This window comes from Streptomonospora arabica, assembly GCF_039531585.1.
GTDB classification, from domain to species: Bacteria; Actinomycetota; Actinomycetes; order Streptosporangiales; family Streptosporangiaceae; genus Streptomonospora; species Streptomonospora halophila.
On the sequence record NZ_BAAAQI010000002.1, the window covers coordinates 661964 to 682167 of the forward strand.

The 20204-nt window shown below is 71.2% G+C and carries 16 protein-coding genes; 10 read left to right on the forward strand and 6 right to left on the reverse strand.

Annotated features, from left to right (window positions below; translation table 11 throughout):
* Positions 1–62 precede the first annotated feature (62 nt).
* Complete coding sequence (locus ABD284_RS06050; protein WP_344141434.1) at positions 63–761, forward strand: hypothetical protein; 699 nt, start codon at positions 63–65, stop codon at positions 759–761.
* A 184-nt stretch (positions 762–945) separates the two neighbouring features.
* On the forward strand, positions 946–2226 hold the full coding sequence (locus ABD284_RS06055; protein WP_344141435.1) for an MFS transporter: 1281 nt from the start codon (positions 946–948) through the stop codon (positions 2224–2226).
* Positions 2227–2306: 80 nt separating this feature from the next.
* Here the strand turns inward: ABD284_RS06055 and ABD284_RS06060 are convergent, their stop codons facing one another.
* A complete protein-coding gene (locus tag ABD284_RS06060; RefSeq protein ID WP_344141436.1) occupies positions 2307–3854 on the reverse strand; it encodes a CCA tRNA nucleotidyltransferase in 1548 nt (515 codons plus the stop codon).
* Between the two features lie 309 nt (positions 3855–4163).
* On the opposite strand from ABD284_RS06060, the gene ABD284_RS06065 reads away from it, so the two are divergent.
* The 8 genes from ABD284_RS06065 to trxA all read left to right on the forward strand — a co-directional run bounded on the left by ABD284_RS06065 (position 4164) and on the right by trxA (position 15400).
* Entirely contained in the window at positions 4164–6695 is a 2532-nt protein-coding gene (locus ABD284_RS06065) for a DUF6049 family protein (RefSeq protein ID WP_344141437.1), read from the forward strand.
* Positions 6696–6756: 61 nt separating this feature from the next.
* A complete protein-coding gene (murJ, locus tag ABD284_RS06070) occupies positions 6757–8535 on the forward strand; it encodes a murein biosynthesis integral membrane protein MurJ (protein WP_344141438.1) in 1779 nt (592 codons plus the stop codon).
* Between the two features lie 79 nt (positions 8536–8614).
* Positions 8615–10492 (forward strand): murein biosynthesis integral membrane protein MurJ, encoded by a 1878-nt coding sequence (gene murJ, locus ABD284_RS06075; protein ID WP_386699720.1) that lies wholly within the window; start codon positions 8615–8617, stop codon positions 10490–10492.
* A gap of 248 nt (positions 10493–10740) precedes the next feature.
* Positions 10741–12291: a protein kinase family protein gene (locus tag ABD284_RS06080; protein ID WP_344141439.1), complete on the forward strand. Its 1551-nt coding sequence runs from the start codon at positions 10741–10743 to the stop codon at positions 12289–12291.
* Positions 12292–12299: 8 nt separating this feature from the next.
* Complete coding sequence (sigM, locus tag ABD284_RS06085; protein WP_344141502.1) at positions 12300–12920, forward strand: RNA polymerase sigma factor SigM; 621 nt, start codon at positions 12300–12302, stop codon at positions 12918–12920.
* Positions 12917–13831, forward strand: coding sequence for a hypothetical protein (locus ABD284_RS06090; RefSeq protein WP_344141440.1), 915 nt, complete (start codon positions 12917–12919; stop codon positions 13829–13831). Before sigM ends, ABD284_RS06090 begins: the two co-directional genes overlap by 4 nt.
* A 240-nt stretch (positions 13832–14071) precedes the next feature.
* On the forward strand, positions 14072–15004 hold the full coding sequence (gene trxB / locus ABD284_RS06095; RefSeq protein WP_344141441.1) for a thioredoxin-disulfide reductase: 933 nt from the start codon (positions 14072–14074) through the stop codon (positions 15002–15004).
* Positions 15005–15073: 69 nt separating this feature from the next.
* Positions 15074–15400 carry a thioredoxin gene (gene trxA / locus ABD284_RS06100; RefSeq protein WP_344141442.1) on the forward strand — a complete coding sequence of 109 codons (327 nt, stop codon included), beginning with the start codon at positions 15074–15076 and terminating at the stop codon, positions 15398–15400.
* A gap of 283 nt (positions 15401–15683) precedes the next feature.
* Here the strand turns inward: trxA and ABD284_RS06105 are convergent, their stop codons facing one another.
* The 5 genes from ABD284_RS06105 to yidC form a co-directional block, all read right to left on the reverse strand.
* Positions 15684–16619 (reverse strand): ParB/RepB/Spo0J family partition protein, encoded by a 936-nt coding sequence (locus tag ABD284_RS06105; RefSeq protein WP_344141443.1) that lies wholly within the window; start codon positions 16617–16619, stop codon positions 15684–15686.
* 25 nt (positions 16620–16644) lie between these two features.
* Positions 16645–17475: a ParA family protein gene (locus ABD284_RS06110; RefSeq protein ID WP_344141503.1), complete on the reverse strand. Its 831-nt coding sequence runs from the start codon at positions 17473–17475 to the stop codon at positions 16645–16647.
* Positions 17476–17651: 176 nt separating this feature from the next.
* Positions 17652–18371, reverse strand: coding sequence for a 16S rRNA (guanine(527)-N(7))-methyltransferase RsmG (gene rsmG, locus ABD284_RS06115; RefSeq protein WP_344141444.1), 720 nt, complete (start codon positions 18369–18371; stop codon positions 17652–17654).
* 236 nt (positions 18372–18607) lie between these two features.
* Positions 18608–19108, reverse strand: coding sequence for a Jag family protein (locus ABD284_RS06120; RefSeq protein WP_344141505.1), 501 nt, complete (start codon positions 19106–19108; stop codon positions 18608–18610).
* 134 nt (positions 19109–19242) lie between these two features.
* Positions 19243–20178, reverse strand: coding sequence for a membrane protein insertase YidC (gene yidC / locus ABD284_RS06125; protein WP_344141445.1), 936 nt, complete (start codon positions 20176–20178; stop codon positions 19243–19245).
* Positions 20179–20204 lie beyond the last annotated feature (26 nt).

A 20204-nucleotide genomic window follows, 5' to 3' on the forward strand; every position in this document is an offset into this window, starting at 1 on the left:
TAATGGTCCTTCCCACCTGAAGCCGACCCGGGCATTTCGCCCGTGCAGGGCAAGGAGCCTCGATGAGCTACCCCCAGGACCCCGGCTGGCCCCCGCAGTCGGGGCCGCAGGGACCGTGGCAGCAGCCGGCGCCGGGGCCCGGCGGCCCCCACTACCCCGGTCCCCCGGGCGATTCCGGTCCGGGCTACGGAACACCCCCGGGCCCGCCGCCCGGCGGCAGCCCGGGCATGCCCGGCAGCCCCTATCCCCCGCCCCCGGGCGGCCGCCCGCCGGGAGGCGGCGGCAACGTGGGACTCATCCTCGTGGTCATCTCCGTCTGCCTGGCCGTGCTCGTCGTCGTGGGCGGGATCGCGTTCGTCCTGCTGAGCTCTTCGGGCGGCTCGGGCGGGCAGGGGGCGGGCGGCAGCGTCCAGGAGACCTACGAGGGCACCTGGGACGGCACGCTCGACCAGTACGACAGTGCCGGCAACACCATGGGCACCTGGTCGCTGACCGTCGAGATCAGCGGCGAAAAGATCTCGGCCGAGGAGTACGGCCTCGGCGGTACCGACGACGGCCGCTGCACCTGGGAGATCTCCGACGCCCAGGGCACCGAGTCCTCGCTCACCTTCACCTACTCGGTCGCGAACGACCCCGACTGCGTGAACAACGGGCAGGTCACCCTGGAGCCCGCGGGCGGCGACGCGCTCGACGTCAAGGTCACCAGCGTCCTCGAGGACGGCAGCGAGAGCGACTCCGAGGGCACGCTGCAGCGGCAGTAGCGGCGGCCCCCGGCCCTCCGACCGCCCGGTGGCCGGTCCGCGTGCAGCGGTTCCGCCGCCGGGCGCCGCGGCCCGGGTGCCGTGCCCATCCGGTCGGCCGTGCCGTGCGCGGGTTTCACGTGGAACATCCGTCCTGGCGCGCTCCGCCGGCCGTGTCCCCAGGCTGCAGCCATAGGCTTGGCCGGTGTCCTTCTACCGCGATCTGCGCGACGTGCTCCGGGGTCCGCGGTTCCGCCGCCTGTTCGCCACTCGGCTGATCTCGCAGTTCGGCGACGGCGTGTACCAGGCCGGTCTGGCGGGATACATCTTCTTCGCACCCGAGCAGCACACCACCGCGGGCCAGGTGGCGGTGGCCTTCGCGGTGCTGCTGCTGCCGTTCTCGGCCGTGGGGCCGTTCGCGGGTGTCCTTATCGACAGGTGGTCACGTCGACAAGTCCTCGTGGTCTCCGCCCTCGCCAAGGGAGCGGTGGCGGCCGCCACCGCCGCCCTCGTGTGGTCGGGCTCGGACGGCGCCGTGTTCTTCGCGACCGCGCTCGTGCTGCTCAGCGTCAACCGCTTCCTCCTGGCCGCACTGTCGGCCGCCCTGCCGCACGTCGTCCCCCGGCACAAGCTGATGATGGCCAACGCGGTCACGCCGACGTGCGGCACCTTCGCCGCCTTTGCAGGGGCGGGTGCCGGGGCCGGACTGCGCCTCCTCGGCGGCGACGGCGCCGCGGGCACGGCGCTGATCCTGCTGGGCGCCGGCGCGGCCATGGCCCTGGCCGCACCCGCCGCGCTCACGCTCGGCCGCGCCGAGATCGGTCCCGATCTCGACGAGCAGGCGGACCGCGTTCGCGCCGCCGTGCGCAACGTCGCCGCCGGACTGGCCGACGGTGCACGCCACATCTGGAGCCGGCGCCCGGCCCGCTACGGGCTGGCAACCATCGCCGGGCACCGGGTCGCCTACGGGGTCGCGACGCTGGTGACCCTGCTGCTGTACAACAACACCTTCACCTCCGGAGGCGTCGCCGGGTTCGCCGGCTTCTCGGTGGCGCTGGCGGCCTCGGCGGCCGGGTACTTCGCCGGGGCCGTGGCGACGCCGTGGGCCACCGCGCGCATCTCCGCCGACGCCTGGATCGCGCTGCTGCTGGGAGCCGGGGGCGCGGCGCTGCTGGTGTTCGGGCTGCCGTTCGCACCCCCTCTGTTCCCGGCCGCGGGCTTCGCGCTGGGGCTGGTCCCCCAAGGGGTGAAGGTCAGCGTCGACACCCTGGTTCAGCGACATGTCGACGACGCCTTCCGGGGCCGCGTGTTCTCGGTCTACGACATGCTGTTCAACGCGGCCTTCGTGGCGGGAGCCGGGCTCGCGGCGGGCGCCGTGCCGCGTTCGGGCACCAGCGCCGCGGCGGTCGCCGCCCTCGCGGCGGGATACGCGCTGATGGCCGCCTGCTGGACGGTGCGCGCCCGCGCCCTGCGCCGCAGGCGGTGACATGCGGACTCGTCGACATGTCGACGTGCGAGGCCGGCGGTCGCCGAAGGGAGTCCGGCGGTGCCGGTAGCGGCGGCGCGCTACTCGGAGCCCTCCGCGTGCTGCTCGCCGCCGCCCGCTCCGCCGGACTCCTCGAGATGGCGCCGCGCCCACGAGCGCAGCTCCTCGGCGGCGGCCTCCTTGTCCATCGGGCCGTTCTCCAACCGCAGCTCCAGCAGGAACCGCCAGGCCTTGCCGATCATCGGTCCCGGCCCGATGTCGAGGATCTGCTGGATCTCGTTGCCGTCGAGGTCGGGGCGGACCTTGTTGAGCTCCTCCTCCTCGGCGAGGCGGTCGATGCGGCGCTCGATGTCGTCGTAGGCACGGGCGAGCGCGGCGGCCTTGCGGCGGTTGCGGGTGGTGCAGTCGGCCCGGGTGAGCACGTGCAGCCGCTGCAGCTGGTCGCCGGCGTCGCGCGCGTAGCGCCGCACCGCGGAGTCGGTCCACTCGCCCTTGCCGTAGCCGTGGAAGCGCAGGTGCAGTGCCACCAGCTTGCCCACGGCGGCGATGACGTCCTTGGGGAACCGGAGCGCGCTGAGCCGGCTCTTGCTCATGGACGCGCCCACCACCTCGTGGTGGTGGAATGTGACCCGGCCGCCCGACTCGAACGCGCGGGTCTTGGGCTTGCCGATGTCGTGCAGCAGGGCGGCCAGGCGCAGCACGAGGTCGGGCTGCATGCCGCGCCTGCGCTCCAGCTCGATGGCCTGGTCCAGCACGGTCAGCGAGTGGTCGTAGACGTCCTTGTGCCGGTGGTGCTCGTCGATCTCCAGCCGCATGCGCGGGATCTCCGGCAGCACGTGGTCGGCGATGCCGAAGTCGACCATCAGCTCGACGCCTGTGCGCGGGTCGCGGCTGAGCATCAGCTTGACGAGCTCGTCGCGGACGCGCTCGGCGGAGACGATGGCCAGCCGGTCGGCCATGGCCGAAGCGGCCTCGCGGACCTCGGGTGCCGGGGTCATGGCGAGTTGGGCGGCGAAGCGCACGGCGCGCATGATGCGCAGCGGGTCGTCGCTGAAGGAGTCCTCGGGCAGGCCCGGTGTGCGCAGCCGGGCGTCCTTGAGGTCGGCCAGGCCCCCGAAGGGGTCGACGAACTCCCGCTCGGGCAGCCGGACGGCCATGGCGTTGACGGTGAAGTCGCGGCGGAGCAGGTCGTCGTGCAGGGAGGTGCCGTAGTGGACCTCGGGCTTGCGGGACTTGGGCTGGTAGGACTCGCTGCGGTAGGTGGTGATCTCCAGTTGCAGGCCGTCCTTGCGCAGCCCGACGGTGCCGAAGTCGATACCCACCGTCCACACGGCGTCGGCCCAGCCCTCGACCAGGGCGAGGATGGTCTGCGGCACGGCGTCGGTGGTGAGGTCGAAGTCGTGGACCTCGCGGCCGAGCAGGGCGTCGCGCACGGGTCCGCCCACCATCGCGAGCTCGTGCCCGCCCGCGGAGAACAGCTCGCCCAGCTCCTGGACGACGGAGTCGATGGAACCGAAGAGGTCGGTTATCGCCGCGCGCTGCTGGTCGGTGAGGTCGCCCGGGACGGTCGGCGCAGTCCCGCCCGCGGGTTCGCGTGGGGACTCACCGGGAAACGCTGTGTTCGGCACACCACCAGAGACTAGGGGGCCTCCCCCGGTCATGCGAATCGGCCGGAGCCCCTGTGGAGGGGGGCCGGCCGAGGCGCCGACCGCCTGCGGGAGGTGCGGGCGGGGTCTGGGACAGCGCCGCCCTACATTCCGCCCTGGCCGTAATGCAACGGAGCGCGGCCGGGTAGGGGGTATCGTTCTCAGCAGTCCGCCGCGACTCCCGCGCGCCCGACGGGGGTGCACGCGCGGGTCGCGAGATTGCGGCGTCCAGCGCTTTCGTACCCAATCCCCCGCGGGCCACTGTCAACCTGACACGGAAGACCTTCTGGCGTGCGTCGAATCGTCCACATCGGCGCGGTCGTGGCCACGACCGCAGCCGTCATCCCGGCCCTGGCCGCCTTCAACCCTGCCCAGGCCCCGGCCCCGGCCGACCCTGACGGGGGAGGCTCCACGACGGCTCCGCTGATCGTCGAGGAGATCACGCCGAAATCCATCGGCCGCAGCAGCACGATCCGGATCACCGGCCAGGTCACCAACACCACCGGCAGCGCGCTTCGCGACGTCAGCGTGCGGTTCAGCTACGAGACCTACGCCTTCACCGAGCGGTCCGAACTCGACGCCTTCTCCTCCGGCGAAGGCGCCCAGCCCGACGTCGAGGCGGCCGAGGTCGAGCTGGGCGGCCCGCTCGAACCCGGCGAGTCCGCCGACTACACCCTGCGCGCCGACGCCTCCGACCTCGCGCTCTCGTCCTGGGGCGTCTACCCCGCCGCCGTGCAGGCCTTCGACGGCTCCGGCGACGGCATCGGCGCCGAGCGCACGTTCCTGCCCTACCGCAGCGGCGACGGCGCGCCCGCGTCGGTCCAGATCGCCTGGGTGTGGCCGCTGATGGACCGCCCTCAGCGCGCCGACGAGGACACCTTCCTGGACAACTCGCTGGTGCAGAGCCTGGGCCCCGAAGGGCGGCTCGGCCGACTGCTCACCGCCGGCGCCCAGAGCGACGAGGTGTCCCTGGAACCCGAGGCGCCCGCGGAGGAGGCCTCGCCCTCGCCCTCGACCGCGGAGAGCCCGTCGGGCAGCCCGTCGGCCTCCGCCGGCGAAGCCGGCGGCTCCGCGGGAGGCGCCGAGGACTCCACCGACGGCACCGGCTCCGACGTGCCCGTGACCTGGGCGGTCGACCCGGGACTGCTGGCCGACATCGAACGCCTGACCTCCCCGTACCGGGTGACCGACGACCCCCAGGCCGTGGCCGAGGCCGCGGCCGGCAGGGGCACCTCCGGGGGCGACGCCGCCGCCACCACCTCCGAGGAGGCGAGCCCCGACGCCCGGATCTGGCTCGAGCAGGCCCGCGCCGCGCTGGCCGACGGCTCCGTGGTGTCGACGCCCTACGCCTCGGCCGACATCGCCGCGCTCCTGCGCCACGGGCTCTCCGAGGACGCCGACGCCGCGGTCTCCCTGGGCCGCGAGACCGTGGAGCGGGTACTGGAACGCCCCGCCGACGACACCGTGGCGCTGCCCCGGGGCGGGCTGATGAACACCGCGACCCGCGAGTTCTACCAGCGGCAGGGCGCCGGCACGTTCCTGCTGCGCGACGACGCCATGCCCGCCCAGTCCTGGGTGGAGCACACGCCGACCGCCCAGGCCCCCCTCTCGCTCGGCAAGGGCGAGGAGGGCACCGCGCTGGTCGCCGACAGCAGCCTGACGGACGTCGTGAGCCGAAACGCCTCGGACCCCGGCGAGGCCGCACTGGCACAGCAGCGCTTCGCCGCCGAGACCGCGATGATCGCCGGCGAGGACACCGACACCAAGCGCACCGTCGTCGCCTACCCGACCTCCGGCTGGAACCCCGGCGCCGAGTACGCCGCGGGCATGCTGGAGGCCAGCGGATCGCTGCCCTGGCTGGAGCCCGTGGACCTGTCCGAGGTCGAGCCGTCGGGCCCCGACGCCGGCGAGGAGCGCGAGAAGCTCACCTACCCCAAGCGCGGCACCCGCGCCGAGCTGGGCAAGGACTATCTGAGCGAGATCAAGGACCTGCGGGGCCGGGTGCGGCTGTTCAACAGCATCCTGGTCGACGGCGAGGACCCGTTCCGCCCGGCCGTGCTGCGACTGGAGTCGGCCGCCTGGCGCCACGACCTCGATCTGGCGCGCCCGGCGCGTGTGCTGGTCGAGCAGGCGGTCGAGCGGGACATGGACAAGGTCCGCATCCTCCCCACCGAGCCGGTGACGCTCGCCAGCGCGACCGGCACCATCGGGATCCTGATCGCCAACGACCTGGACAACCACACGGTCAGGGTGAACCTGTCGCTGCTCTCGGAGAACCCCGAGCGGCTGTCCATCGGCAACTACGAGGACGCCATCGAGATCGGGCCGGGCCGCAAGACCACCGTCTACGTTGAGCTGTCCACGCGGGTCAACGGCCGCACCATGATCCAGATGAACCTGCACAACCTCAGCGGCGAGCCGATCTCCGAGGAGCAGGTGCTGGCGGTCAACGCGACCGGCATGGGCAGCCAGGCCCTGGTCATCAGCGGCATCGGCGCCCTGGTTCTCGTGGTGGCCCTCACGCCGCGCGCCCTGCGCAAGTGGGCGCGCAACCGGGCCCGCCGCGACTCGGCCGCGGGGGCCGCGAGCGCCGGCGGCGGCGAGGAGCCCGACGAGCCCGACGAGCCCGACGAGCCCGACGAGCCCGGCGACGACGGTGAAGCGTCCGCCGGGGGACCCGGCGTGCAGGACAATGATGACGGGTCCACGAGTCCCGCGCCGACCGGCTTCAACGCCGATTCCGCCTCTTCCGCGCACACCGCCGAGGACGAGGACGAGGACGACGACGAGAGCGGACCCGGCAACACCCCGGCCGGGCGGTAGCCGCACGCTCCGCCGCGGGCGAGCCGCCCTGCAAAGCCACGTACTTCGAAGGGATCCGTCTGTGGCCACCGAGACCACCAACGGCAGCGACGACCCCTCCGCCTCCGGCGGGGAGGCGGCGGCCGAGGCCGCACGCAGCGGAGCCGACCCCGCTGCCGCGGCCGAGGCGGCGGCTCCGGCCGCCGCGCAGGAGCCGGAGCGGCCGACCGAGGGCAGCGGCGGCTCCGGCGGCATGATGCGCTCCAGCGCCATCATGGCCTCCGGCACGATGGTCTCGCGTGTCACCGGATTCGTTAAGTCGCTGGTCATAGCCGCGGCGCTGGGCACGCAGCTGCTCGGTGACGCCTATCAGACCGCCCAGACCATCCCCTTCATCATCAACGACCTGCTCATCGGCGGGCTGATCGCCAGTGTCCTGGTGCCCCTGCTGGTCAAGCGGCGCATGCGCGACGCCGACGGCGGCGTGCAGACGGAGAGCCGCCTGTTCACCGCCGCGGTGATCGTGCTGCTGGCCGTGACCGCGCTCGCGATCGCCGCCGCCGAGCCGATCATCGGCCTCTACCTGGGCGACTCCTCTCCGGAGCAGGTGCAGGTATCGGTCTACCTGGCGCGCTTCCTGCTGGCCCAGATCTTCTTCGTCGGGCTCAGCGGCCTGATCAGCGGAATGCTCAACAGCCGCAACCGGTTCGGCGCACCGGTGTGGGCGCCCGTGCTCAACAACCTGGTGATCATCGCCGTGGGCGGACTGTTCCTGTGGGCGGCCGGCGCGGGGCGCACCGTCGACACCGTGACCCAGGGCGAACTGGTGCTGCTGGGCGCGGGCACCTCGTCGGGCATGGCGGTGCAGGCGGTCGTGCTGGTCGTCGCGCTGTGGCGGGCCGGCTTCCGCTGGCGCCCCCGGCTGGACCTGCGCGGTTCGGGGCTGGGCGAGGCGCTGCGCAGCGCGGGCTGGATGTTCGTCTACACCCTGATGACCCAGCTGGGCCTGCTGATCACCGCCAACGTCGTGAACCGCGCCGGCGCCGCAAGCGTGCGCGGAGGCTACGACGTCGGCGCCGGGCTGACCGCCTACAACTTCGCCTACACCCTCTTCCAACTGCCCTACGCCGTCATCGCGGTCTCCCTGATCACCGTGCTGCTGCCGCGGATGAGCGCCGACGCCGAGGCGCGGCGCTGGCAGGACGTCCGCGACGGGTTCTCCCGGACCCTGCGGATCTCGGCGCTGGTGCTGGTTCCGCTGGGCCTGGCGCTGGCGATCTACTCGGTGCCGCTGGCCACGCTGATCTTCGCGCGCGGCAACACCTCCGCCGGCGACGCGGCCAACATCGGCGCCGTGCTGTGCGCGATGGCGCTGGGCCTCGTGCCGTTCACGATCTTCCAGCTGATGCTGCGGGTGTTCTACGCGATGAGCGACACCCGCACGCCCGCGCTTATCAGCATGGCCAACGTCACCGTGCACGGTGTACTGGCCTACATCGCCTTCCTCGTGCTGCCCCCCAACCTCGTCGTCGTGGGCGTGGCCGCCGGGTTCATGCTGTCGTTCGTGTCGGGGCTGACCATCGCCGGCTTCATCCTCAGCCGCCGCCTCGGCGGGCTTGACGGGCGCCACATCGGTGGCACATTGTTGCGGCTGCACGCGGCCGCGCTTCCCAGCGCAGCCGTCGGCATCGGCGTGCTGTGGTTCGCCACCACCCGCTTCGGCGACGGCCTCGCCACCAACATCGGGGCGCCGGTCGTCGGCTGCCTCGCGGGAGCACTGCTGTTCCTCCTCTGCGCCCGGCTGCTGGTTCCCGAGCTGTCCGACGCGGCGGCCCTCGTGCGCGCACGGCTACGGCGCTAGACCAGGCGCGGCCCCCTGCCACCGCGGCCGCCGGCTCCACCCTCTTCGCGCATCCCCCCTACGAGGAAGCCCCAGGACCATGACGCAACCGGTGGCGGCCGGCCCGCCCGAAGAGCGGCCCGGCGGCGGCCCCGCAGACGCCCGGGACGCGGCGCGCAAGCGGCGCATCCCCATGCCCGACGAGGTCCTGGAAGCGGTCGAGCAGGCCGAGCCCGACACCGACCCCGAACCGGGCCTGCACCCCGACCACGACCCCTCCGACTACGGCGACCTGGGCACCGCGGACCGCCCGGGCGAGGAGGGCAACGAGATCGGCGGCGCCGCGCACAGCGCGCCGGGCAACCTGATGCGCTCTAGCGCGATCATGGCCGCCGGCACCGTGGTCTCGCGCGCAACGGGGTTCGTCCGCACGATCGTGCTCGCCGCGGCCCTGGGCACGCAGCTGCTCGGCGACGCCTACCAGACGGCGAACATGGTGCCCTTCGCCGTCTACGACCTGCTCATCGGCGGGCTGCTGGCCAGCGTCTTCGTCCCGTTCCTGGTCAAGCGCAACAAGCGCGACGCCGACGGCGGCGCGGCAACCGAGCAGCGCCTGTTCACCGTGATCCTGCTGGTGCTGGCCGTGATCACGATCGCGGCGATCGCGCTGGCCGAATGGCTGATCCGCATCTACGCCGGCGAGTTCACCGCCCCCCAGCACGAAGCGGCCACGCTGCTGGCGCGGTTCCTGCTGGGCCAGATCTTCTTCATCGGCGCGAGCGGCATCGCAAGCGCCATGCTCAACAGCCGCAACCGGTTCGGCGCGCCGATGTGGGCACCGGTGCTGAACAACCTGGTGATCATCGGCGTCGGCGTGATGTTCCTGGTGATCACCGGACCGGGCACCACGCCCGGTTCGGTCACCGGCGGCCAACTGACCCTGCTGGGCCTGGGCACCACGGGCGGGCAGGTGCTGCAGGCGCTCGTGCTGGTGTGGGCGCTGTTCGCCGCGGGGTTCCGCTGGCGCCCGCGCCTCGACCTGCGCGGCTCCGGGCTGGGCGAGGCCGTCCGCACCGCGGCGTGGATGATGCTCTACGTCGGGGTCGCCCAGGCGGGCCTGCTGGTGACGACCAACGTGGCCACACGCGCGGGCGTCCGCGCGGCGCAGGAGGGCGACGCTGCGGGGGGCGCCGGCATCACCGCCTACCAGTACGCGTCGATGCTCTTCCAGCTGCCGTACGCCATCATCGCGGTCTCGGTGATCACCGCCCTGCTGCCGCGGATGAGCGCGCACGTCGCCGACGGCCGCAAGGACCTGGTGCGCTCGGACTTCTCCCGCGGCCTGCGGCTGTCGGCGGTGCTGATCGTGCCGCTGTCGGTGGCGATGATCGTCTTCGCAGTCCCGTTCTGCGTGCTGATCTACGCCAACGGGAGCACCTCGGCCGAGGACGCGGGGGCCATCGGGCGGATCCTCATGGTGTTCGCGGCGATGCTCATCCCCTTCACCATGTTCCAGCTGCAGATGCGGGTCTACTACGCGCTGGGCGACACCAGGACGCCGTCGCTGATCGCGCTCCCCGCCGAGGCCGCGCACGCCGCGCTCGCCGTCACGCTGCTGATGACCGCGCCGCCGCGGCTGGTGGTGGTGCTGCTGCCGGTCGCCTACGGCACTTACTACATCGTCGGGTCCGTGCTGGCCTGGCGCGGGCTGCGCCGTCGGATCAACGGTCTGGACGGCCGGCGGATTCTGCGGACCCTGGCGCTGCTGTACGCGGCCGCGGTCCCCAGCGCGGTCTTCGGAGTCGCCATGGTGGCGTCCTTCGGATTGGTTCCGGGCACCGTGCTGCCGTCTCTGCTGGCCATGGTTACCGGCGGCACGGTGGGCGCGCTGATCTTCATCCTGGTCGCCAAGCGCCTGGGTGTGACTGAAGTCACAACATTCTTGGAAATGGTGCGAAGCCGCCTGTTGCGCCGCTGATCACCAGGCCGACTGACTCTGCGTAGTCGACAAAAGGACCCAAATGCTCGTTCACCCGCCCACACCTGGCCACCGAAGGCGGTGCCTGTGCGTCCTAGCATGGAACGGCAGTTCTATGCCGCCGCCCATGAGTTTTCTGAGCTGCCCGAAGGGAGGTTGGGGACAGGCACAGACACGGCCGGACCCGCCCCGCAGACAGCTTCGAGCGGGAGCGGCCCGAGTCGGCCGTCACGTCCGTCACTCCCGGCATGAGCACCTTCATGATTGAGCCCGGCGCCCGTCTCGCAGGCCGTTATCGACTCGACAGCCAGGTAAGCCACACCGCAGGGGCCACCCTGTGGAAGGCGACCGACGAGACCCTGGCCCGGCTCGTCGCCGTGTGGACCTTCGCGGAGGGTTTCCCCAGGACCAGCGAGGTCGTCCGCGCCGCGCGGGCCACCAGCCGCGTCGCCGACTCCCGCGTCACCCAGGTGTTCGACGCCGATGACAGCGGCCCCACCCCCTACGTCGTCGAGGAGTGGGTGGCCGGGCAGTCCCTGGCCGACCTCCTCTCCCAGGGCCCGCTCGAACCCGAGCGCGCCGCCGGTCTGGTGGCGGAGGCCGCCGAGACCCTGGCCACCGCGCACGCGGCCGGCCTTTACCACCTGAACCTGACCCCCGGCAAGCTGATCTGGAGCCTGGGTGGCGCCGTCAAGGTCACCGGCATCGGCGTGGACGCCGCGCTGGGCGGCCTCACTGCCGAGCAGCCCGCCGCGGCCGACGCCCAAGGGCTCGGGCGGCTGCTGTACGCGGGGCTGACCGCCCACTGGCCCGACGCGGCCCGCAGCGGGATTCCGGCCGCGCCCCCGGTCGCCGGCGCTCCGTGCCAACCGGTGCAGCTCAACTCCGGTGTCTCCCAGTACCTCAACGACCTCGTCTGCCGCTCGGCGTTCCTGGCCCCGCTGCACGGGGGTCCCCTGGCAACGCCCCGCGAGATCGCCGACGCGCTGGCCCAGGTGCCGCGCATGGTCCCGCTGCCCGCCGCCCCGGCGAACGCGCCGATGGCTCCCGAGCCCGCCCGCGGCACCTCGCGCCGCTCCGGCGAGTTCCCCGCCGCCTCGCACGCCTCGCACGCTCCCGCTCCCCCGCAGCGCCAGGCTCCGGCGCCGCGCCAGCGCCGCCGCCGCGAGGGCGGCATGCCCGCCGGGGTCACGCGGATGCTGGTCGGCGGGCTCGCCCTGGTCGTGTTCATCGGGGTCGTGGTGGCCGCTTGGAACATCGGCACCAGCATGAGCGGCTCCGGCGGCGGCGAGGACCCCGACGGCCAGACCACCGGGGGCGATGGCGGCCAGGACCCGGCCGAGCTCTCGGCGATACCGCCGCAGTCGGCCAACGGCTTCGACCCGCTGGGCGACGACGGCGAGGAGCACGACGAGATCGCCGGCCAGGCCGTCGACGGCCAGCCCACCACCGAGTGGCACACCCAGGGCTACGAGTCCGCCGACCTCGGCGGACTGAAGCAGGGGGTGGGCCTGCGGATCGACCTCGGCAAGAGCCACGAGGTGCACGAGGTCTCGCTCGACCTCGGCGACGGACCCCACGACGTGGAGATCCTCGTGGGCGACTCCACCGACCCCTCCGCTCTCGGCGCCGGCGGTTCGCCGGCGGCGTCCGAAAGCGGTGCGCAGGGCGAAGTCGACTTCGAGTTGTCCGAACCTGCCGAAGCGCAGTATGTCGTCGTATGGTTCACTAGTCTGCCCCAGGACGGGGCGAGGTATCGGGGCATCGTCAACGAGGTCGAGCTGCGCGGGAAAACGTGACTACGGTGATTGACGCGGTTCAGGAGCTCCCCGACAAGGAGCTGTTGTCCAGGCACGCTCAGGGGGACGACCGGGCATTCGGAGAGCTGGTCCGGCGCCACCGCGAGCGCATGTGGGCTGTCGCGATCCGCGTCCTCGGCGACTCCGAGGAGGCCGCCGACGCCCTGCAGGACGCCTTCCTCTCCGCGTTCCGCGGCGCACACCGCTTCCGCGGCGAAGCCCAGGTGAGCACCTGGCTGCACCGCATCGTGATCAACGCCTGCCACGACCGCATGCGCCGCAAGATGGTCCGGCCGGCGGTCCCCACCGACGACGCCACGCTCGACGTCATCTCCAACGAGCGGACCAAGGCCAGCACCCCCGACCCCACCGGCAGCAGCGACTCCGCGATGGACGTCCACGCCGCGCTGGGAAAGCTGCCCGAGGAGCAGCGCCTCGCGCTGGTGCTCGTCGACATGATGGGCTACCGCGTCGACGAGGCCGCCGAGATCCTCGAAGTCGCCCCCGGAACGGTGAAAAGCCGCTGTGCGCGGGGACGCGCGAGACTTCTGCCATATCTGGCCCACTTGAGGAACCCTGAGCACTCGCGGGACGTCACATCCCCGAGAGGAGGTGACAGGGCATCGTGACGTCTCATGTGGACGCGGAGACTCTCGCCTTGTCGGCCGAAGGCCTGCTGGAGCACAACGACGAGAGCACCGTCCAGCAGCATGTCGCGGACTGCGCCGCGTGCGCCGCGCAGCGCTCGGAGCTGGCCGATGTCACTCGGGTCTTGGCGGAGGTGCCCGCAGCTCCGCTGCCGGACGCCGTGGCCGAGCGGCTCGACGCCGCAGTGCGTGCCGAGACCGAGTCCCGCCGCACCGAAGGCGGCGGTTCGGACGGCGGTTCCGGCGACGGCTCCGCGGCGGCGGAATCCGGTCCACCGCCTCCCCAGCCTCCTTCGCACCCGTCGAACGTCGTCCCCCTGCGGCGGCGGTGGATCAACTACCTCGCCGTCGCGGCGGCGGCCGTGGTGGTCGTGGGCGGCGGGACCGCGGTCATGCGCGGTTTCCTCACCGACCCGGTGAACGGCCGGCTCGCCGGGCCCGGCGACAGCGCGAGCGAGCACAGCGCGCACAAGGACGCGGGGCTGGCCTACCGTCCGGTGGTCGTCGAGAGCGGGACCGTCTACACCGAGGAACGCCTGACCGAGCAGGCCGGGGTCGTTCTCGACCGGAGCGACCCGACCGCTCCAGGCGGCGCTGAGGGCGACGCTGGCGCCTCCGCGCAGGAGGGCCGGAGTGACTCCTCGGAGGTCCCCGACGACGTCTCCTCCTGCCTTCAGGCGCGCGAGAGCGACTCCGGCAGGAACCCGGTGCTGGTCGACGTCGCCGAGTACTCCTCGGACGGCGCGCCGGGCCCGGCCTGGGTGATGTACTACGGTTCCCGGCCCGGCAGCGAGGCGCAGGAGTCCTACGACGTGGTCGTCCTGTCGCCGGACTGCGGCACGGCCGGCGGGGCCGACCCGGTGCTCGCCGAGACCACGGTGCCCGCGCCCTAGGCGGACCGCCGACGCACAGGCTTCCGGCCCCCTCCGCCTCCGGCGGCGGGGGCCGTTTCACGTGGCCGCCGCGCGGCTCGGCGGCGCACCCGATTCGCCGACGGATCCACACGTCGACACGTCGACACGTCCCCGGGCCCGGATGGGAATTGGACGCGCCTACCATCTGTTGGGACAGACGACTTTCCCCGCGGGCAGCCGCCAGCGCTCTGCCCGCCGACCGACCGGAGGGCGACGATCGTGAGCGACGTCCGCAATGTAATCATCATCGGGTCGGGACCCGCGGGCTATACCGCGGCCGTCTACGCCGCCCGCGCCGAGCTGCAGCCCCTGGTGTTCGAGGGCTCCATCACCGCCGGCGGCGCCTTGATGAACACGACCGACGTCGAGAACTTCCCCGGGTTCCCGGACGGCATCATGGGCCCGGACCTGATGGACCACTTGCGCAAGCAGGCTGAGCGCTTCGGCGCCGAACTGGTGGCCGACGACGTCACCGAGGTCGACCTGAGCGCGACGCCGAAGGTCGTCAAGGTCGGCGAGGACGTCCACAAGGCCCGCACGGTGATCGTCGCGACCGGCTCCGGCTACCGCGAGCTGGGCGTGCCCGGCGAGACCGAGTTCTCCGGACGCGGGACCTCCTGGTGCGCCACGTGTGACGGCTTCTTCTTCCGCGACCAGGACATCGCCGTGGTCGGCGGCGGCGACACCGCGATGGAGGAGGCGACCTTCCTCACCCGCTTCGCCCGCTCGGTGACGGTCATCCACCGCCGCGGCGAGCTGCGCGCGAGCAAGATCATGCAGGAGCGGGCCTTCGCCAACGACAAGATCCGATTCCTGTGGAACACCGAGGTCACCGAGGTCGTCGGCGAGTCCAAGGTCTCCGGCGTGCACCTGCGCAACACGGTCACGGGTGAGGAGAGCAAGCTGGACGTCACCGGCCTGTTCGTCGCCATCGGCCACGACCCCCGCGTGGAGCTCTTCGAGGGCCAACTGGACTTCGACTCCGAGGGCTACCTGGCCGTCGACGCCCCGAGCACCCGCACCAACCTCCCCGGCGTCTTCGCCGCCGGCGACGTCGTCGACCACAACTACCGCCAGGCCGTCACCGCCGCCGGCACCGGCTGCGCCGCCGCACTGGACGCCGAGCGCTACCTGGCAGACCAGGGCCGCTGATCCCCGCCGCCCGGCGCACCCTCGACTACAACGACCACGCGACCACTTGCGACCGATGAGGAGTTCCCCGTGTCCGACCTGAAGAAGGTAACCGACAGCACCTTCGAGACCGACGTACTGAAGAGCGATAAGCCGGTGCTGGTCGACTTCTGGGCGGAGTGGTGCGGCCCGTGCCGCCAGGTCGCCCCGATACTGGAGGAGATCGCGGCCGACCACGGCGACAAGCTGGAGATCGTCAAGCTCAACACTGACGAGAACCCGGAGACCACCCGGGATGCGGGCGTCCTGTCGATCCCGATGATGAACGTCTACCGGAACGGCGAGCTCGTCAAGCAGATCAAGGGCGCCAAGCCCAAGCGCAAGCTGCTGCAGGACCTGGAGGAGTTCATCGGCTGAGTCGCCCGGCTCCGCCGCCGCGTGTTTCACGTGAAACGCTTGACGCGGAAGCCGAGGGCGGTCGCCCTCTCCACACGCGTAAGCGCCCCCCGAGTCTCGGGGGGCGCTTTCGCGTTTGCTCGTCGCCGGTCGCTTCGTCCCCGGTCGCTTCGGCGCCATGTCGACACCGCTTGTCGACTCACGGGAGGATTCCGCCTCTCGGTCGACACGGCGACGAGTCGACGCCTGCAACGCGGGGGTGTACGGCCGACCGGGCGCTGCGCCGGCCCGGTCGGCGAGCGTCTCACTCCTGGGTCGATCCCGGCGCCATGGCGGCGATGATGCGCTCCAGGTCCTCGCGCGTCGCGAACTCGACCACGATCTTGCCCTTGTTGCGCCCCTGGTTGATCTTCACCCGGGTCTCGAACACGTCGGAGAGGCGCCGCGACCACTCCTCCATCTCCGGGTTCGGTCCGCTGCGCGCCGGGGAGCGGCGGGGCGCCGGGCGCTTCTCGTCGGTCTCGCCGAGCGTGATGACCTCCTCCAGCGCCCGGACCGACAGCCCCTCCTCGACGATGCGCCGGGCGAGGCGGTCCTGGGTGTCGGAGTCCTCGACGGACAGCAGGGCCCGGGCGTGGCCCGCACTCAGGACGCCGGCGGCCACGCGACGCTGCACCGACGGCGAGAGGTTCAGCAGGCGCAGGGTGTTCGTGATGTGGGGGCGAGAGCGGCCGATGCGCTTGGCGAGCTCGTCGTGTGTGGCGCCGAAGTCGTCCAGCAGCTGCTGATAGGCGGCCGCCTCCTCCAGCGGGTTGAGCTGCTGCCGGTGCAGGTTCTCCAGGAGGGCGTCGCGCAGCAGCTCGTCGTCGGTGGTCTCGCGGACGATCGCCGGGATGCGGTCGAGGCCCACCTCCTTGCTCGCGCGCCATCGGCGCTCGCCCATGATGAGCTCGTAGCGCCCCGCGCTGAGCTTGCGGACGACGATCGGCTGCAGCAGGCCGACCTCGGCGATCGATGCGCGCAGCTCCTCCAGCGCTTCCTCATCGAAGTGCTGGCGGGGCTGCCGCGGGTTCGGTGTAACGGCGCCTACCTCGACCTCCTCGAGGTAGGCGCCCCCGATGGCCTCAGGGTGCTGCTGCTCCGCACCGAGGTCGGACGGGGCGTCCAGGCTGGCTGCCTCGGGCGCTTGCGGTATCAACGCGCCAAGGCCCTTGCCCAGACCGCGCCGCTGCTGGCTCACCGACGTCTCCCTTCACGTCTCATGGTCAGTTACCGGCGCTCATCTTCGCCCGGTAGGCGATCTCGCGCGCCGCCTCCATGTAGGCGACCGCGCCGGTGGACCCCGGATCGTAGGTCATCACGGACTGCCCGTAGCTCGGGGCTTCCGAGACGCGCACACTTCGAGGCACCAGTGTCTTGAGTACCAGATCGCCGAAGTGTCCGCGTACTTCATCCGCAACCTGGGATGCCAGCCTCGTCCGGCCGTCGTACATGGTGAGCAGAATGGTGGAGATCTCCATCGCGGGGTTGAGGTGCGACTTCACCAGTTCCACGTTGCGCAGCAACTGCCCGAGCCCTTCGAGGGCGTAGTACTCGCACTGGATCGGGATGAGCACCTCTTCGCAGGCGACCATGGCGTTCACTGTGAGGAGGCCGAGTGAGGGCGGGCAGTCGATGAAGATGTAGTCCAGCTCGCTGCTGTCGTAGGCGGAGAACGCCCGCTTGAGCCGCGACTCGCGGGCCACCAGCGAGACCAGTTCGATCTCCGCGCCGGCGAGGTCGATGGTGGCAGGGACGCACCAGAGGTTGTCGATATCGGGTACCGGCTGCGCGAGGTCGCGGATCTCCTCGTCCTCGACGAGGCAGTGGTAGATCGAGCGCGAGTCGGCGCTGCGGTCCATCGACAACGCGGTGGAGGCGTTCCCCTGGGGATCGAGGTCGACGACGAGCACCCGGTTGCCGTGCATCGCCAGCGACGCGGCCAGGTTGACGGTCGTCGTGGTCTTGCCGACACCGCCCTTCTGGTTCGCGACACTCATGACGCGGCACTCAGCGGGGCGCGGCCAGGAGTTGTCGCCGTGTCCGCGCACCGACATCGCAACCCGAGCCGCACGAGCTATCGGGGTGTCGTATTCCACCTCGGCGTCAGGCGCGGAGATGACGTCGGTATCCGTTTCACGTGAAACATCGGCGGGCATGGCTTGGTCCTCCCAGCGAGGCGTTTCATGTGAAACATAGGCGCCGTCGGTCTGGTTCTGGGGCACGAATGACTTCACCTCTTCCGTCCGCGCTTCTTCCTGGAGCCACCTGAGGAGCGCCGCGCCTTGGACGCGCTGGAGTGACCGCTCTCAGATGTGACAGTCACGCGAACAACCGTGGTAGCGGGTTCGACTTTACCGCGCCCAACCCGGATCACATCAGCAACGCATGGGCGTTGTGCCGACAAATCCCTGCGCGCTTCCTCAAGTTCACTCTCCGCTTGCTCCCCCTTGAGGGCGAGCAGGCTGCCACCTTTGCGAAGCAGGGGCAGCGCCCACACGCCCAGCCGGGCGAGCGGCGCGACCGCCCGGGCCGTGGCGATGTCGGCCCGGACCTCCGAGCGCATCTCCTCTGCCCGTCCACGTCGCACCTGCACGTTGGGGAGTTCGAGATAGTCGATGCACTCGCGCAGGAAGACGGTCCTCCGCAGCAGCGGCTCCAGGAGAGTCACCGTCAGGTCTGGGCGCAGAATACCCAGTACCACTCCGGGAAGACCGGCGCCCGAACCGATGTCGACGACGTCCGCTCCCTCCGGGACCAACTCCTCGATCACGGCGCAGTTCATCAGATGCCGCTCCCACAGGCGGGGAACCTCACGCGGGCCGATCAGCCCTCGTTCAACTCCGGCGTGAGCGAGGAGGTCCGCGTACCGGGCCACGAGCGGGAGTGTGTCGCCGAACAGGTCTTTCGCATGTTCGGGCGGTGCCACCATCCCCTCAGCACCCGAGGCCATCAGTCACCACCTTGACCCTTTCAGACCGGTCAGCGATCAATCGACAGGTCGACATGGACAGAAATATCCAAGGAAGTAGATACAGAAGCGCCCCCCACGATCCTATGCGTGAGGGGCGCCTGCGCGGACGTTATGTTTCACGTGAAACCGAAGCGGTAGAGATCCGTTTCCGCCGTCGTGGCCGGGTCCGAGCGGTCGCAGCGGATCTTCGCCGATGGAGCGGCCGCACCGCGGGGTCAGCCGGCCGGGTAGACCACCACGTAGCGGTTGGGCTCCTCGCCCTCGGACTCGCTGCGCAGTCCCGCCGCCGCGACGGCGTCGTGCACGACCTTCCGCTCGAACGGCGTCATCGGCTCCAGCGGCTTGACCTCGCCCGACTTCCTGACCGCCTCGACGGCGTCGGCACCGACCCGCGAGAGGGCCTTGCGCCGGGAGTCGCGGAAGCCGCCGATGTCGAGCATCAGGCGGCTGCGGTTGCCGGTCGACCGGTGCACGGCCAGGCGGGTCAGCTCCTGCAGCGCTTCCAGCACCTCGCCGTTGTCGCCGATGAGCTCGTCGAGCGTCGCGCCCACGACCGACACCAGCGCGCGGTCGCCCTCGACGTCCATGTCGATGTCGCCGTCGAAGTCGGCGATGTCCAGCAGGCCCTCGATGTAGTCGGCCGCGATGTCGCCCTCGCGCTCCAGGGCGGCGACGTCGACGACGGCCTCGTCCTCGTTCTCCGGCGCCTCCGCCACGGCCACGCTGCCGCGCTCGTCCGCCCCGTCCTCGTTGCCGTTACTCACAGCGAACTGTCTCCTAACGTCTGTGCGGGTGCGGGAGACGCGCTTCCAGGGCTTGATAGGCCTGCGCGACCCTTCACCCGATGGTCCTAGCCCTTGCCGCCGGTGCGCTTGGCCCGCGACTGCTTCCTCGGCTGCCTACGCTCGATCTTAGGCTCTTCGACCGGTTCTGGCGCGCTCTCTTTGCGCTTGCCGAGAAGGCCTTTCGCGGAACCGTTGGGCGAGGCGGTCTTGGCGGCGTCCGCGGAGCTCTCGGCGCTGCCCTCGGCGGGCTTGCGGTAGAGGAAGTGCTGCTGGCCCATGGTCCACACGTTGGAGGTCACCCAGTAGATCAGCACACCGATCGGCATGCCCAGACCGAAGAGGCCGAAGGCCGGCGCCAGGTACATCATGATCTTCTGCGACTGCGCCATGGGGTTGTCGGGCATCTGCACCGTGCTGCGCTTCATGCTCTGGCGCATCGTCAGGAAGGTCGTGCCGCCCATGATCACGCAGGCGACGACGATCACGGCCTTGGCGATGATGGGGTTGGCACCGTAGCCCTCCAGCTCCTGGTTGCTCATCAGGAACTGCGCGGCCAGCGGTGCGTGGAAGATCGCCGCGTTCTGGGCGCTCTCGACGAGGTCCGGGGTGAATCCGTACTGCGCCTTGCCCTGGGCGACGTTGCGCAGCACGTTGAACAGCGCGAAGAACACCGGCATCTGCAGCAGCAGGGGGAGGCAGCCCATCAGGGGGTTGGTGCCGCTCTCCTGGTAGAGCTTCATCTGCTCCTGCTGGAGGCGCTGCTTGTCGTTCTTGTAGCGCTCCCGCACCTTCATCAGCTGCGGCTGCATCTCCTGGACCTTGCGCTGCGTCTGCATCTGCTTGACGAACAGCGGGACCATGATCAGCCGCATGAGGACCGTCAGCGTGACGATGGACAGGCCCCATGCCCAGCCGCTATCGGGGTTGAGTCCGATAGTCGTCAGCCCGGAGTGGATCTGGATCAGCACCCAGCCGACAATGTTGTAAAGCCAGTCCAGCACCGGCCAACTCCCTCTTCCTTCGGTTC

What these genes read in the sequence shown, in the direction of transcription:
- ABD284_RS06050 (WP_344141434.1), top strand. Translation starts at nt 63, where the DNA reads ATGAGCTACCCCCAGGACCCCGGCTGGCCCCCGCAGTCGGGGCCGCAG.
- murJ (WP_386699720.1), top strand. Translation starts at nt 8,615, where the DNA reads ATGACGCAACCGGTGGCGGCCGGCCCGCCCGAAGAGCGGCCCGGCGGC.
- ABD284_RS06080 (WP_344141439.1), top strand. Translation starts at nt 10,741, where the DNA reads ATGAGCACCTTCATGATTGAGCCCGGCGCCCGTCTCGCAGGCCGTTAT.
- ABD284_RS06110 (WP_344141503.1), bottom strand. Translation starts at nt 17,475, where the DNA reads ATGTCGGTGCGCGGACACGGCGACAACTCCTGGCCGCGCCCCGCTGAG.
- rsmG (WP_344141444.1), bottom strand. Translation starts at nt 18,371, where the DNA reads ATGGCCTCGGGTGCTGAGGGGATGGTGGCACCGCCCGAACATGCGAAA.